Here is a 15,057-nt window from a genome sequence, read left to right as displayed (position 1 = left end):
GGTTCTCCGAAGTGCCGACATCGTCGGTAGGAATATGTCACTTTACGGCCGCCGGTCGCGTACGATCGGCGGCCGGTTCGGACTATTTGTTCTCCGGCATGAACTCCCAGACCTTCTTTTCAACGTTGGGTCGGAGAATGTTGCCCGGGAGGTAGGCATCGCCGGTGTCGCGGAATTTGTACCTGTACACGCCGACGAACTCCTTCAGTTTGGAAAACTCGTCCTTGACCGTCTCTCGGACTTTCTTCGGGTCACTGGTGCCGTCGATGCCGTTCCGCCGGAAGATGTCGGCATAGAGCAAGATGGCATCGTAACCGAAGGACCAATTCGCCAGATTCGGAGGTACTCCGATCGCCTGATCTCCCTTCTCCAACACCCTGCTGACGATGCTTTGATACAGCGCCTGATCCGTGTAACCGGGCATTCCGTCCGCGTTGGTCGAGAAGCCGATGACGTACCAGTTGCGACCATACTCGCCTACCATGTTGATGAATGGACCGGACCAGAGCGTCGATGTATTGAAGACAGGAGCCGTGATGCCCTGTGTGTGAAATTCTTTCGCCAGCAGCATCCCTTGCGCGGGGAAGGCCGAGACCATGATCGCATCTGGATTGCGGCTCTTGATCTGAATCGCAGCCGACGACAGGTCGGTGCTCTTGGAAGAGAATTCGACCGTGTCCAGAACCTGAAGCCCGTTGTCTTGCGCGATGGTCTTGAACGCGTCGGCTGCGGCCTTGCTGGATGCCTCCCGGACGTCGGCCGTGATGACGACGGTCTTTACGTTGGGAAACGCCTTCAGAAACGCTTTGAAGCCCTCGGGAATTTGCGTGTCATCGGGGGGCTGGAGTCGGATGGTCCAGGGTCTGACGTTGATGCCGGGCTTGATCGCATTCAGGGCGATGGAAGGCATTGCGATCTGATTGGCGAGGGGACTGACGGTTTCCCATTGAGTGCCGGTCATAGGGCCAATCGATCCGAAATATCCGCCTCCGGCGTAACGCCTGAAGAGAACGACCGCCTGACCGGGGTCCGTCTGGGAGTCTCCGACGTCGAGCTGAAGCAGGCTGCCGTTTACGCCGCCCTTCGAGTTCACGTCCTCTACCGCGAGCTTTACGAGAATCTCCTGAATCTTCCCGTAGCTGCCCAGCGGCCCCGTCAGCGGGGTTATCAAAGCCAATTTGATCGGCGGTTTGGCCTGTTGAGCTTCTGCGGGGCCGTTCGCGACTGCCGCCAACGCGCATGCGCCGATGGCGAGGATTGTTCGTCTCGAAATTCTCACGGTCACCTCCTTGGATCGTTCGCTATGTGTCTTTTGTTGTCTGGTGGCGCGTCATGGGATTGCCCCAGATAGCTGGCGACGATTGCCGGATCTCGGGACAGTTCGTCGGACGGTCCGGACGCGGCGAACACGCCATGCGAGAGCACGAGCGCGCGCTGGGCTAGCTGCAGAGCGCGCCGGACGTTTTGTTCGACCAACAGGATCGCAACTCCATCATCACGCAGCTCGGCCAGGCTAAGAAATACCTCGCCCGTCATTCGAGGCGAGAGGCCCATCGAAGGCTCATCTAGGAGGAGCAGCCGCGGGCGGTTAACTAGGGCTCGCGCCACTGCGAGCATTTGCTGCTCACCTCCCGACAGGTTGCCAGCGGCCTGAGCGCGCCGCTCGCGAAGGCGAGGAAACCGCCCGTAAGCTTTCTCGAGGGCTTCACCGAATGTGACCGCGGTCGGACGGATCTCCCAGGCGAGGCGAAGATTGTCCTCCACGCTCATGGTCTGAAGCGTGCCTCTGCCCTCGGGAACGTGGAGCATGCCGGCGCGAGCGAGATGGTGGCTTGAGGTCCCGCGGATATTGCGTCCGAGGAAGCTCGCTTCGCCGTCGGAAAGTGGGATGATCCCCGAGAGGGCGCGCATCAGCGTTGTCTTGCCGGCCCCGTTGGCGCCAACGATGGCCACGGTCTCCCGCTCGGCGACCTGGAATGTTAGGCCTCGAAGTGCCCGAATGGGGCCGTAACCCGCGCACAGATCCGTGACGCTCAGCAGGACGGACGTCACGAGACGGTCTCCTCGGTATCGGTTCCGAGATAGGCCTTAAGGACCTCGGGGTGGTTCAGCACCTCCGCCGATGCGCCCTCGACGATCTTGCGCCCGTAGTCCATCGCCACGAGTCTATCGGAAAGACTGCGGATCAGGTCCATGTCGTGTTCGATCAGCACGATGGCTCGGACATGGCGGCGGACGATGGCGATGTCGTCCACCAAGCGCCGCGTTTCGTTCTCGTTCATGCCCGCCGCGGGTTCGTCCAACAGAAGCAGAGACGGTTCACCGACAAGCGCGCGGGCGATCTCGAGGCGCCTCGCGTCGCCGTACGAAAGCGAGGAGGCGATGCGATCGACCTTGTCGGCGAGCTGAAGAAGTTCGAGCCAATGCATCGCCCGCGCGATGGCCATCCTGCGCTCGCGGTAGGCGATTAGCGAGCGGAGAGGATGATCCGCGAACGGTCTGAATGCCACGAGCGCATTCTCGAGAACCGTCATCCTGCGGAACAGGCGAATATTCTGGAAGGTGCGCCCGATGCCCAGGCGGCCGATCTCATGCATCGGCCGATGCGTGATGTCTTGATTCTGGAAGAGAATCGTGCCGCCGGTTGCGCGGTAGAAACCGGTAACGGTATTTAGCAAAGCCGTCTTTCCGGCGCCGTTCGGACCTATGAGGCCGACGACTTCACCCTCGTGGATGTCGAGATTGATGCCGTCGAGCGCTCGCAGCCCTCCGAAGGACTTTTGCAGCTTTCGGACCTCGAGAATGGGCTGCTTCATAGCGAACCTGATTTCCGGGGCGCGGATACGGATGCATGCGCCGTGACGAGGCGGAAGGCCAAGAGACCGAGTGGACGAAATAGGAGCATAGCCAGGATCGCCAGTCCGAAAACCGTCGGACGCCATTCGGCGAGAACTCGGAAGTATTCGGGCAACAACGTCATCAGAGTCGCGCCGATCAGCGGTCCCAGCATGTTGTTGGTGCCGCCGAGAACGACATAGAGAACGACGTAGATCGACAGGAGAACATCGAAGCTCTCGGGACGGACGAAATTCATGTAATGGCCGTAGAGCGCCCCCGCGATTGCGGCGATAGCGGCTCCGGCGGAGAAGCCGAGCAGCCGGATGAAAGTCACGTTTATCGCCAGTGAGGAGGCGACCCGGTCATCCTCTCGTACCGCGTCGCAGATCCGCTGCAGCGGGCTGAAGGAGAACCACAAGAGGAAAGCGCCAACGATCAACACGGCAACGATGACAGCGTTGAGATCCGCGCCCCGCATACCGCCGAATCCGCCGACGCCTCCTACGTAGTCGATGTTCTCCAGGGCGACACGCGCGCAGAATGTGATGCCGATGGTGACCAGGATGAGGTATACGCCTCTCAGACGCAGCGCTGGATAACCTAGTACCGCTGCGATCATGGCAGATAGAATTGCCGACACGAGGCAGGCCGGCAGCAACGGCCAACCGAATTTCACAGTCAGCACGCCGGCTCCATAGCAGCCAAACGCCATGAACGCGCCTTGAGCGAAAGAGAGACTCCCGGTCACCAATCCGATGTAGACGCTCCAGGCGAGAAGGACGTTGATGCCTGTGAAGAAGAGCTGATCCGATATCACGCCCGTTGCTCCAGGCCGTGGGTTCCGCTGCTGAAGAGGCCACGTGGCCGCACCATCAGCGTGACGATCATCGCGAGCCAAACGGTGAGTTCGGACAGCCGGCCGAGTCCAAGGTGGAACATGAATGCTTCAAGCACGCCGATGACGAGACCACCGAGCATCGCGCCGCGGAGGTCACCGAGGCCGCCGATGGCCATGATTGCGAGCGCCTTTAGGCCGAACGTCAAACCGATGTCGGAGCTTGCTGCGCCACTCCTCAATGCAAGGAGCAAGCCGGCTTCCGCCGCCAGCGCAGAGGATACGAAGAAAACCGCCTGCGAGACCCTAAGCACGTTCACTCCGAGCAGTGAGGCGGAGACCGGAGACTCGGCAACGGCTCTGATCTGGCGCCCCACCCTGGTTCGCTGCAAGAGCACGTGGAGGCCGCCGGTCAGGATCGCGGTGGCGAGGACGATGACGATTTGAACGTTCAGGAATTCAACGCCGGCAATCTGGAAACGCCGGGAAAGCCACCCACCACCGATCGGGAGCGACACGCTCTCCGTGCCGAAGACCTTTTGCGTGAGGTCGGTCAGCACGAGGCCAACGGCCATTGAAGCAAGACCCGCGGTGATTTTGGCATCGGCGTCTGTGAAGCGACGAAACGCCGCAAATTCGACGACGAGGCCGAGCAGGCCGCCAGTCGCGAAAGCGGCGATGAACGCGTAGTAGGGCGGCAGGCCGCTTGCGACCACGGCCACGAAGCCGCCTATCATCAACACTTCGGGGTGCGCGAAATTCAGCTTGTCCAGCACGCCGATGACGAGCGTGAATCCTACCGCGACCAGCGCGTACAAGGCTCCGCTCACCAGCCCATTGATAAGCAATCCAACCAGCATCATTCGGCTCCGCGGGTGTGCGACAAGCCTACGTGAAGTCCGCGCACTTGAGCTTTCGAGAAATCGTCATGCGCGCGCCTGAGTTTGGCGGGCAGGCTGCTCGGCATCGAGATTACTGTTCGAGCCAGATCTGGTGCGCAGCTCCAGATCTGGGACTTCTTACAGCCCTGTGAGAATCGATAGATGTCGCGCCTCCTCTTGGAGTCGCGCCCGCTAAAAAATAACAAACGGATGTGAAGCAAGACCGTCGCCTCCCACGTGTCCGTGTGACGGACATCATTTCCAAAATAGTCCTACCCGGTCCTGCCGCCGTGTCAAGCTGGCCGTGGATTATCTGCCCTCGGGCTCGCCGCTGCTGAACGCCCGGGGCAGGCTTGACGACCTGCATGCTTATCCAATATCGGGAACGAAGTCCGTAGAGCGGACATATCCAGAATTAGCCCAATGTGGCCTTCCGAGTGGAGGCCTGATCGAGAGGGATCCATGAAGAACCCCGACACCCAGCTTTACATCAACGGCCAGTGGCGGCCCTCCGGCTCGGGAAGGACTCTCCACGTCATCAATCCAGCTACCGAAGAGCCGATCGGGACGGTGGCTCACGCCGACATGGCAGACCTTGATGAAGCGCTGGCTGCGGCGGAGCGGGGCTTCAAGACTTGGAGCGCAGTGCCGCCGTACGAACGCTCGAAGGTGATGCGAAAGGCCGCCGAGCTCTTGAGGGAGCGGCTCGATGCGATCGCAAGGATCATGACCGCGGAGCAGGGGAAGGTGCTGGCGGAGGCCAAGATTGAGACTGCGACCGCTGCCGATATCATCGAGTGGTTTGCCGAAGAGGGCCGTAGGAGCTACGGACGTGTAATTCCGGCGAGATTGCCGGGCGTATACCAGATGGCGCTAAAGGAGCCTGTCGGACCGGTCGCCGCATTCACTCCCTGGAACTTCCCGATCAATCAGGCCGTGAGAAAGCTCAGTGCAGCGTTGGCTGCGGGGTGCTCGATGATTGTCAAGGCTCCCGAAGAAACGCCGGGCTCGCCAGCGGAGCTGATACGAGCCTTCGCGGACGCGGGGCTGCCGGACGGGGTCATCAATCTCGTCTACGGTGTGCCGTCCGAAATCTCGGAATATCTCATTCCGCATCCCATCATTCGCAAGGTATCGTTCACCGGATCGACGAAAGTCGGCAAGGACTTGGCAGCGATGGCCGGGCGGCACATGAAGCGCGTGACGATGGAGCTTGGAGGACATGCGCCCGTGATCGTGTTCGACGATGCCGACGTGGAGTCGGCCGCCAACATCATGGTCGCAGCCAAATTCCGCAACGCGGGCCAAGTGTGCATTTCGCCGACGCGATTCCTAGTTCAGGAAGGGGTATACGATAAGTTCGTCCGTCATTTCGTGGAGGGCGCGAAAGCGATCAAGGTCGGAAACGGTCTTGATGCCGACTCCAGGATGGGTGCACTCGCAAACGACCGCCGCGTCGCCGCCATAGAAAGCATGGTCCAGGACGCGATCGGAAGCGGAGGCCAATTGAAGACCGGCGGAAGTCGGATCGGCAACAAGGGCTACTTCTTCGAGCCGACCGTGGTGACGAATGTTCCGAAGTCAGCGCGCGCGATGAACGACGAACCCTTCGGCCCGTTGGCTCTGATCTCGCCGTTCGCAAAATTCGATGAGGCCGTGGAGGAAGCAAACCGACTACCGTACGGCCTCGCGTCCTATTCCTTTACGAAGTCGGCCAAGACGGCCGCCGCAATCGGTGCAGCCGTCGATGCAGGCATGATGTCCATCAACAGCTTCGCGCTTGCTTTGACGGAAACGCCCTTCGGAGGCGTCAGGGAATCTGGCTATGGATCTGAAGGCGGTATCGAGGGAATGGAAGCCTATCTGAATACAAAGTTCATCACTCAAACAGGCGTATAGGAAGGTCAGGTCCGCGAGCCGCTACCTTCTCATCAGCGCCCGGGTGAACCGCAGCGGGGGAGTTCGAACCCCCCGCTTGCGGAGAGCCAACGGGCTATGGCACCAGGTAATGCTTATCCCACTCCTGCCGCGGCACCGGCGCGCCTAGCGTGTAGCTGAAAGCTCGGATCCTCAGCCCATCATCGCTCGTTTCGCAGCGATAGGCGACATGATACCATGTGCCCCGACTCCGCAAAGCGGCACCGCCGGCGGCTATAACGTGTCCCTGAACGACGGGATTGGCAAATGCATAGGCGACGAACTCGTCGGGCTTAAAGCCTTGGTGCTCCCGGCCAACGATACCCATCGCACGTGCGTTGCAGCGCTGCTCAAGTCTCGTCTCGGGAGACAGCTCAAGCATCTGCTCATCGTGAGATTTTGCTGCGTGAAGGATGTGAGGAAGCCCGCATATCACCAGGCTAACGGCTAACAAGTATCGGATCACGTGCTTGAAGAGGCGGGTTCGGCGCGGTGTTGGCATATCGTGCGTCGCCTAAATTTGCGGCGGGTTACGTAACGCATAAGCGGCGGCGACACAATCGCTATCGTGCGGCGCGAAAGCGAAGCCCACTACCTCCTTGCGTCCGTTACTCCGAGCGTTCGAACTGCGGCTGCCAGCGCAACAGGTACGACTGCAAGGACCGCACCACCAGCGCCAACAGGATGCCTACGAACATCATGATGAAGATCGCGACCATCATCTCGCTGGCATTGGCGCGCCCTTCAGCCTCGATTATGAGCTTGCCTAGGCCGCGTTCGGCGCCAATGAACTCTCCGACGATGACACCGATGAGTGCGAAGGACACCGCAGGAAGCAGGGACGCGAATACCCAGGCAAGCGCCGACGGAATCACGACGGTGCGGAGAATGGTGAATTCTTTTGCGCCCATCAGCCGAGCGGCGGCGATTTGATCGCGATCCACGGCGCGCGCGCCCTCGAATGTATTGAAGAAAACCACAAAGAAGACGACGAGCCAGGCGGTCGCTACTTTTGACCAGTCTCCGAGTCCAAAAATCAGGATGACGAGTGGGACCAAGGCGATGCGAGGGATCGAGTTGAATGCAATGATGTAAGGGCCGAACACGCCGGAGAGGAAATCCGAGCGGCCCAGAACGAGCCCGACGATAACACCTGTTGTCGAGCCGAAGAGAAATCCCCACCAGGTGTTCTTCAGCGTGACGAGGGTCGCCGTCCACAAATTGTTGTCCGTGCTCTGGACGCACGTGAGAAACTCGCCGGGATCGTTCAAGCAGCCGAGCCGCAAGAAGCTTTGCCAGATCAGCGACGGCTTCGCCACGAAATAAGGGTCAAGGATCTTTGGCACATAGGCTTTCGGCAGGAGCGCCTTGCTCCACTCAAAACCCCACTGCCAAACCAGAAGTAGCAGAACGAGGATCGCCAACTGCCAGAACAGGATTACGGAGCGGTGGTTCAACATGATCAGTCGGCCTTGGTGCGGCGAAACTCTTCGCCAAGAGAATGCCAGATATGCGAATACAGCCGGCCGAACTCGGCGGTCTCGCGCAAATCGACCGGATCGCGTGGGCGAGGGAAGGAGACGTCGAAATCATCCTTCAGCCGTCCAGGCCGTGCGGACAGAAGGATGATGCGGCTCGCCAGCGTAAGCGCCTCGCCGAGATCATGGGTCACAAACAGCACGGTCTGCCGCTCGCGTTCCCAGATGTCGAGCAGCGTCTTGTGCATCTCCAATTTGGTGTGAGTATCGAGCGCACCGAAAGGTTCGTCCATCAGCAGGATCTCAGGCTCGAGAATCAGCGTGCGCATCAGTGCCGCGCGCTGTCGCATACCGCCCGAAAGCATGCGCGGAAAACTCTGGGCAAAGCCGGTCAGTCCAGCCTTGTCGATGGCGTCGGCGACGCGTGTGGCTCGTTCCGCCTTCGGCATACCGGCGATCTCAAGTCCATACCCGATATTGTGCTCGACCGTTCGCCAAGGGAACAGGGTGTCGCGTTGGAAGACGTAGCCGACCTTGGGATTCACCCTGCCGGTCTCGACGACGTCGTCATCGATCAGGATGCGTCCATCCGAACGAGGCAAAAGTCCGGCTACCATGTTGAGGATGGTGCTCTTACCGCAGCCGGAAGGACCAAGCAGGGCGACGAATTCACCCTGGCAAACTTCAAAGGAAACGCGGTCCACGGCGACAAACTCGCCTCGACCTGTGTTAAAACGCTTGATGAGCCCTTGCACGGCTATCCGCTTGCGGGCAGTCACTTTATTCTTCGTTTCTCGCGCAACTGCGAGGCTTGTACCCGGCGCGGACGTCACTTGTATTTCGCCTTTGCTGCGTCGAGAAAGGTCATGTCGATGACGTCCTCGTACCTGGTTTGCGGGATGTCTGTGCCTTTGCGGTGCCAAACCTTGGTACCCCGATCAAAGGAGGCCTTGTCGATGCTCCCATCATAGGCCCACGTCGATTTGTCGAAGCCGAGTTCTGCACTCACCGCGTTTGGGTCGATCCCCGAGAAGTATTTCGGCGTGACGAGCGCCTGCACCTCAGCAAGCGGAGTATCTTTTATCCACTTCATGGCGCGATAGATCGCATTCACTGAGGCTTGCACTACGGCCTTTTCCTGCTCGACCGTGTCATTGAGCGCGTAAATGACAAGTACTGGAACCGTTCCGCCAAAATCCTTTTCGAACACGCCGGGCTTCGAAGTGTCGTAGATCGCTTTGCCGAATCCCTGCCTCTCGGCTTCGACGATCCAGCTCGGCGGCGCCATGGCCCCATCAAACTGCTTTGTCTGCAGCGAGGCGAACGCCGTATTGGGCCCACCTCCCGCGACCCAGTTCACCTTTTCGCCTAGACCCCGGGCCTCGAACAAGTAGGTGCCGTAGACCCAAGTGCCCGAGCCAATTGCCGAGGCGGCGATGACCGGTTTGGTTCCGTCTGCGCGCTTGTAGGCGGCGAGCTTCTCGACAGAGGTGATGCCGCTCTCGTAAAGATCTCGACGGACGACGACGTTGGCGAAAGAGCAAACCATCTCGGTCGCGAGCAGGATCTTGCACGGTTTGCCTCGCGCCGAGAGCTGTAGGGGATGGCTTGCATCACCATGAGCGAACTTCGCCTGGTCGGCCGCGAGCGTCTGCCGACCGAAAGTGCCAGCGTTGCCGGTGAGGAGCTTGGAATCGATTCCTTCGTCCTTGAAGTAGCCCTTCAGCTCTGCGATCATGCCGATCGCATATATGGGAGAGACGGGACCAAACGCGAGCGAGGCGACCTTGTTTTCGGCATGCAGCGCGTGCGGCAGAAGCGACGTGCCTGCAAGAGCCGGACCCGCAATGAGGGCTTGGCGTCGTGTTATCATCATGCACACCTCCCATTCAATGAACGGTGCCGGACACGGCTGCGCGTCCCGGGGCGATTCAGCCGCATCTCACGATATTTCGCTCGCAAAGATCGTCGATGTCCGTTCGCGTTAGACCTAGCTCAGTCAGGATCTCAGCCGTGTGCTGCCCTACAGTCGCTGGTTGGCGCCGCAGTCCTAGGGCATGTCCATTCATTTCCAGAGGTAGTCGCGGGATTTTCGCGTTGCCGCCGGCCGGTGTTTCGACGTCGAGCAAGCGCCCGTTGGCGTTGAGGTGTGGATCCTCGATCAGATCGCTCGGCGTAGCAACTGGCGCGAACGGGCAGCCCAGGTGGTCAAGCAGCTCTATCAACTCGGCCTGGGTATAGCGAGCAATGATCCCAGAAACGAGTGGAAGGATGGTGTCGCGTTCCTTCACGCGATCGGCATTGGTATTGTAGCGGGGATCCGACACGAGATCGGGGCGACCGAATTTTTCGCAGAACCGGCGCCAGTGATTGTCGCTGATGATGCCGAGAAAGATCTTCTTGCCGTCCGCGGTCTCGAACGGATCGTAGATCGTCCAAACTCCAGCCCGTTTGCCGCCCGTCGGGGCCGGCGAGACCCCCGTGACCTGAGCACGCACCATGTGTTGTCCCATAAGGAACGCGGTCGTTTCGAAGAGCGCTGACTTGATCAACTGACCGCGCCCCGACCGCTCCCGCTCGCGCAACGCGGCCTGAATAGCAATAACCGCGAACATGCCGCCCATGATGTCGATCACGGATGCCCCGGCACGGCGCGGCTCGCCCGGGGGGCCGGTCATGTAGGCCAAGCCGCCCATGTACTGGACAACCTCATCGAGGGCCATGCGATGTTCGTAAGGTCCGCTCAGAAAGCCTTTGAGGGAGCAGTAGACCAACCGCGGATTGATACCTGACAGTTCTTCGTAACCGCACCCAAGTCGATCCATCGTACGCGGCGAATAGTTCTCGATAAGGATGTCGGCCTGAGCGGCGAGCTTCTGAACGACCGCGCATCCCTCTGGTGCCTTGAGGTCGATTGCCAAACTACGCTTGTTCCGATTGTAGGTGGGGAAGAAACCCACTGCGACGTCTTTCAGTCGGCGGGTCGGATCCCCGTCGGGGGCGGGCTCGATCTTAATGACGTCGGCGCCTAGGTCGGCGAGGATCATGCCTGCGCTCGGACCCATGACCATGTGTGAGAATTCCATGATCCGGATGCCGGCGAGCGGAAGTGAAGCCGTCGAGGTCTGCGCGGAAATCGCGGGCGCCCCGGCCTGTCGATATGTCGAACTCATCTTTTCGATGTCCGCCTTCGAGATCACGCTGCAGGTACGAGCTTTTCGCGCAGCCTGCGCAAGCTGCCGCCGATCTTGACCGACCCGGGCAGGGGATGTCCGACGACGTCCTCGGCCAAGATCGCGCACTCGATCAAAGCGTCCAGATCGACGCCCGTCTCGACGCCCATTTCCTCGCACATGAAGACTAGATCCTCCGTGCAGACGTTGCCGGCTGCGCCTTTGTTGTGTGCAAACGGACATCCGCCAAGGCCGGCTACAGCTGCGTCGAACCGGCGTACGCCCATTTCCAGGCCGGCGAAGGCGTTGGCGATGCCCATGCCGCGCGTGTCGTGCAGGTGCAGCATCACCTCGATCTCCGGAAAGCGGTCCTGAACGGCACCGACTAGACGTTTGATCTGGAGCGGGGTGGCCCATCCCATGGTGTCGGCGAGATTGATCCGCCGGATGGTCAAATCGTGCTCAGCGGCGACACCGAGCGCATCGGATATCAGATCGAGTACGCACCGCGTGGTTACGGGGCCTTCATAGTTGCAGCCGAATGCCGCCATGATACCGATGCTCTCGATCGGGAGGTGATGCTCCTTCAGCAATTGGATCATCGCCGGTTGGGCCGCCAACTGCTCGGCCTTGCTGCGGTTCAGATTGATTTTGACGAACGCTTCCGTGGTAACCAGCAGAATGGCGCCGCCGACCCTCACACGACCGGTCGCGAGAGCGCGCTCCAAACCGCGCTTGTTCAAGGCTAGTGCCGAATACGTCACGTCCGGGTTCGGTGTCATTCCATTCACCACCGCTTCGGCATCGGCCATGCCGGGCACGCGGCGCGGATCGACAAAAGAGACGGTAGCAATGTGACGTAAGCCAGTCTGCGAGAGCGCATCGATGAGTTCGATCTTGCGTTGGGTCGGGATCTGACCCTTCTCGTACTGAAACCCTTCCCGCGGACCTTCCTCTTTGATCTCGATCGATGCCGGCAAATTTGCCACCGCGTGCTCCTCCGGTTTCTGGTTCGATTACGAACGCGTTTTTCGGGACGGAGTGTTGGGCGAAGCGGTGGGCCAAGCAAGGGACCCGAAACCTATGACATATAGGCGTTGCCCTATATTGGATCCGGGCCTAAGGTTTCCGCATGCTTGCCAGCACGCTTCGTCAGTTGAGAGTCTTCAAAACTGTCGTCGATGAAGGGTCCTTCACCGCGGCGGCCGACGTCTTGGACATCTCCCAGCCATCAGTCAGCGAGCATGTTCGCATCTTGGAAGCGCATTTTGGCGAGCGGCTGCTGGAACGACAGCGAGGGCGCGGGCCGAGGATGACGGAAGAGGGACGGCGCATCTATGAGTATGCAGCGTCTGTTCTCGATGAGTCCGAAAAGGTGGGTGCGGAACTGGCTCAAGCGCGGGCCAAGCGCGATTCCATACTGTCATTCGCTGCCCATATGTTCGTCGCGGACGAATTGTTGCCAAGCGTTCTTGCCAGCTTGACCAAACGATGGCCCCACATCGAAATAAGGGCCAATATCGGCCGCAACGAAGAAGTCGTCCATTTCGTCAAGAAGGGAGATGCAGACCTCGGCTTCGTTCTCACCCGCAACGAACCGGTGCCGTTTGGGTTCCAGGCGGAAAGGATCGGGACGCAATGCTTGCTTTTCGTTGCCGCCGCAAATCATCCGTTGGCTCGGGTCAAGAACATCAGCCCCGAGCAGCTTACGGAATATCCTTTCATCATGCCGAATGAAAATTCGGACTATGGCCGCCGCATGCACGCGATGATGGCGGAGATCGGCCTTAAGAACATCAAGGTCGGCTTGCGGACCCAGCACCTTCGGGCTTGGTTTAAGCTGGTCGCATCGTCTCAGAACATCTGTTTTGCATTGAGCGGACGAATTGCATCCGAGCTTGCACGAGGCGAGCTGGTTGTGCTCGATGTAGCGACCAAACGGATCGATCTGGATATCGTAGTCGTCTGGCGGGACAAGCAACCAATCAGCGACGCATCACGGAAATTCCTGCATCTGATCCGTCATATTCCGAGAGGGGACACTTTTGGACCGCTCTCGCGCTGGAAGGGCTGAGCGTCCGTTTCGCGAGCATCTTCCCTACTACCTGGCTCGATTGTCCCTGTTGCCGACCGCGGGCACGTCGCCAGCCGCGTGGACCCAATTGCGCGCACAAGCACGTTTTCGGACCGCAGATCGCCTAACGCGGAGCCAGCGGAATTGACATGGAGGGCGACGGCCGTTCATACTCAAAATACAATAATAATGTCCATCACGCGGACATATTGAGCTAGGGGTCGCCTAGGGCGGGCGGAAGATGCTGCTTCAATTTGAGCGAGGAAGAGTGTGAAGACCGACATCGTAATCGCCGGCTACGCTGAGACCCCCATCCAGTACAAGTCGGGGCGGAGTGCTTATGATCTCGCCGGAGAAGCGATGGCGGCTCTTCTCGAAGCCACCGGTGTCGACGCGCGAGACATCGACGGCCTCAGCGTGACCGCGCCACTGAGCGAGAGTCCGAACCCGTTCTTCGCGGTCTATATGACGGAAGCGCTCGGCCTGGAGCCGACCTGGCTGAACTACGGAGGAAATGGCGGCTGTTCAGCGACCGGGGGCGTCGCACGCGCAGCCTCGGCGATCCGAGACGGGCACTGCGAAGTAGCATTGGTTCTGTCGGCCGATGCGCCCAGTACGGCATGGCGTTCCAACTATGGAGCCTACAGATCCGAGTTTCAGGATCCGCCGGGCGTGCAGGGACCTCCGGCGTCGTTCGGTTTGTTGATGAGCCGATACCGCCATCAGTACGGTTTGAAGACGGAAGCGTTGGGCAAGATCGCAATTACCCAGCGCGAGCACGCTCTTCACAACGAGAATGCCTATCAGAAGTTCAGAACCCCGATCACGATGACGGACTACGAGAACTCACGCGTGATCGCCGACCCGTTGCGTCTGTTGGACTGTGTCATGTTCTGCGATGGCGCAAACGCTTTCCTCGTCACAACGGAGAGGCGCGCCAAGGATATGGGATTGACCAGGATGGTCTATCCGACGGCATTCGCGGAGGTGACGAATTTCGCCGGACGAGAATCTCTCGCCGACATCACTCAAACGGGGTTCTCGGTAGTGGCGCCGAAGGTCTACAAGCAGTCCGGTCTGACGCCGAAGGACATACGGATGTTTCATCCCTACGACGACTTTACGATCGCAGTCATGATGTGTTTCGAGGAATTCGGATTTTGTAAGCGGGGGCAGGGCGCAGATTTCACCCTCGACACTGACATCTCCTTCCGCGGAAGCCTGCCCCTCAATACCGGCGGCGGTCAGATTTCGGCGGGACAACCTGGCTTGGCCAGTGGTGGCCTAAACCTAGCCGAGGCTGTGCGGCAAATGTTCGGCGATGGGGGCGCTCGTCAAGTCGAGAACCCCAGGAACGCCTTGGTCACGGGCATCGGGGTGATCCCCTATGCGCGCAACTGGAGTGTGAGCGCTGCTATGATACTGGAGGCTTGACGAGAAATGTCCGAGAAAAGCGGGCGCGCGATCCCAAGGCCTTCGGTATACGTGGACACTGCGCCCTTCTGGCAAGCCGCGGCCCGAGGAAAGCTGGTTCTTCAATACTGCAAGGACACTGGACGCTTCCAGCACTACCCGCGTCCGGTGAGCATATACACCGGCAGCCGCAATCTGGAATGGCGCGAGGTCTCAGGCAAGGGCGAGATCTACGCCTACACGGTTGTTCGGGTGCCGGGACCGGGACTCGAAGGAAGATTGCCGCTCCTCGTCGTGACCATTCAGCTCGACGAAGGTGTCCGCATCATTGGCAATGTCCTGGGTGCTGAGCCCGAAGAGCTCGCAATAGGTAGACGAGTCGAGCTGACGTGGGATCAGCTCGGCGAGGACGTCCAGTATCCGGCATTCAGGCTGGTGTGAGGCAATT

The 15,057-nt window shown here is 59.8% G+C and carries 15 protein-coding genes; 4 read left to right on the top strand and 11 right to left on the bottom strand.

Annotated features, from left to right (window positions below):
* Positions 1-82: 82 nt before the first annotated feature.
* Genes BI327_RS03430 through BI327_RS03410 form a run of 5 tightly spaced genes read right to left on the bottom strand, consistent with a single transcriptional unit; the run spans position 83 to position 4,536 of the window.
* Positions 83-1,279 (bottom strand): ABC transporter substrate-binding protein, encoded by a 1,197-nt coding sequence (locus BI327_RS03430; protein WP_159450402.1) that lies wholly within the window; start codon positions 1,277-1,279, stop codon positions 83-85.
* Positions 1,280-1,281: 2 nt separating this feature from the next.
* Complete coding sequence (locus BI327_RS03425) at positions 1,282-2,052, bottom strand: ABC transporter ATP-binding protein (protein ID WP_076858359.1); 771 nt, start codon at positions 2,050-2,052, stop codon at positions 1,282-1,284.
* Complete coding sequence (locus tag BI327_RS03420; RefSeq protein WP_076858358.1) at positions 2,049-2,816, bottom strand: ABC transporter ATP-binding protein; 768 nt, start codon at positions 2,814-2,816, stop codon at positions 2,049-2,051. The genes BI327_RS03425 and BI327_RS03420 overlap by 4 nt, the downstream gene beginning before the upstream one ends.
* Positions 2,813-3,655 carry a branched-chain amino acid ABC transporter permease gene (locus BI327_RS03415; RefSeq protein WP_076858357.1) on the bottom strand — a complete coding sequence of 281 codons (843 nt, stop codon included), beginning with the start codon at positions 3,653-3,655 and terminating at the stop codon, positions 2,813-2,815. Before BI327_RS03415 ends, BI327_RS03420 begins: the two co-directional genes overlap by 4 nt.
* Positions 3,652-4,536, bottom strand: a complete 885-nt coding sequence (locus BI327_RS03410) for a branched-chain amino acid ABC transporter permease (protein ID WP_083741908.1) — start codon at positions 4,534-4,536, stop codon at positions 3,652-3,654. Before BI327_RS03410 ends, BI327_RS03415 begins: the two co-directional genes overlap by 4 nt.
* A gap of 480 nt (positions 4,537-5,016) precedes the next feature.
* Here BI327_RS03410 and BI327_RS03405 point away from each other — a divergent pair, with 480 nt between their 5' ends.
* The gene (locus tag BI327_RS03405; RefSeq protein ID WP_076858356.1) at positions 5,017-6,453 is read left to right on the top strand and encodes an NAD-dependent succinate-semialdehyde dehydrogenase; all 1,437 of its coding nucleotides are present in this window, start codon (positions 5,017-5,019) and stop codon (positions 6,451-6,453) included.
* Positions 6,454-6,547: 94 nt separating this feature from the next.
* Here the strand turns inward: BI327_RS03405 and BI327_RS03400 are convergent, their stop codons facing one another.
* From BI327_RS03400 to BI327_RS03375, 6 genes are all read right to left on the bottom strand, one after another.
* Positions 6,548-6,853 (bottom strand): DUF930 domain-containing protein, encoded by a 306-nt coding sequence (locus tag BI327_RS03400; RefSeq protein ID WP_083741962.1) that lies wholly within the window; start codon positions 6,851-6,853, stop codon positions 6,548-6,550.
* Positions 6,854-7,079: 226 nt separating this feature from the next.
* Positions 7,080-7,931, bottom strand: a complete 852-nt coding sequence (locus tag BI327_RS03395) for an ABC transporter permease (RefSeq protein ID WP_076858354.1) — start codon at positions 7,929-7,931, stop codon at positions 7,080-7,082.
* 2 nt (positions 7,932-7,933) lie between these two features.
* Positions 7,934-8,728, bottom strand: coding sequence for an ABC transporter ATP-binding protein (locus tag BI327_RS03390; RefSeq protein ID WP_076858353.1), 795 nt, complete (start codon positions 8,726-8,728; stop codon positions 7,934-7,936).
* 50 nt (positions 8,729-8,778) lie between these two features.
* Positions 8,779-9,825, bottom strand: coding sequence for an ABC transporter substrate-binding protein (locus BI327_RS03385; RefSeq protein ID WP_076858352.1), 1,047 nt, complete (start codon positions 9,823-9,825; stop codon positions 8,779-8,781).
* Between the two features lie 55 nt (positions 9,826-9,880).
* On the bottom strand, positions 9,881-11,122 hold the full coding sequence (locus BI327_RS03380; protein ID WP_076859157.1) for a CaiB/BaiF CoA transferase family protein: 1,242 nt from the start codon (positions 11,120-11,122) through the stop codon (positions 9,881-9,883).
* Positions 11,123-11,145: 23 nt separating this feature from the next.
* Positions 11,146-12,111, bottom strand: coding sequence for a hydroxymethylglutaryl-CoA lyase (locus BI327_RS03375; protein ID WP_076858351.1), 966 nt, complete (start codon positions 12,109-12,111; stop codon positions 11,146-11,148).
* Positions 12,112-12,254: 143 nt separating this feature from the next.
* Here BI327_RS03375 and BI327_RS03370 point away from each other — a divergent pair, with 143 nt between their 5' ends.
* The 3 genes from BI327_RS03370 to BI327_RS03360 all read left to right on the top strand — a co-directional run bounded on the left by BI327_RS03370 (position 12,255) and on the right by BI327_RS03360 (position 15,050).
* Positions 12,255-13,196, top strand: coding sequence for a LysR family transcriptional regulator (locus BI327_RS03370; protein WP_076858350.1), 942 nt, complete (start codon positions 12,255-12,257; stop codon positions 13,194-13,196).
* Between the two features lie 270 nt (positions 13,197-13,466).
* Positions 13,467-14,630 (top strand): thiolase family protein, encoded by a 1,164-nt coding sequence (locus BI327_RS03365; protein ID WP_076858349.1) that lies wholly within the window; start codon positions 13,467-13,469, stop codon positions 14,628-14,630.
* Between the two features lie 6 nt (positions 14,631-14,636).
* Positions 14,637-15,050 (top strand): Zn-ribbon domain-containing OB-fold protein, encoded by a 414-nt coding sequence (locus BI327_RS03360; protein ID WP_076858348.1) that lies wholly within the window; start codon positions 14,637-14,639, stop codon positions 15,048-15,050.
* Positions 15,051-15,057 lie beyond the last annotated feature (7 nt).

This window comes from Bradyrhizobium mercantei, from assembly GCF_001982635.1.
Classification (GTDB): domain Bacteria; phylum Pseudomonadota; class Alphaproteobacteria; order Rhizobiales; family Xanthobacteraceae; genus Bradyrhizobium; species Bradyrhizobium mercantei.
Note: the sequence above shows the minus strand (reverse complement) of the source record. Positions and strands in the feature narration are given on the sequence as shown.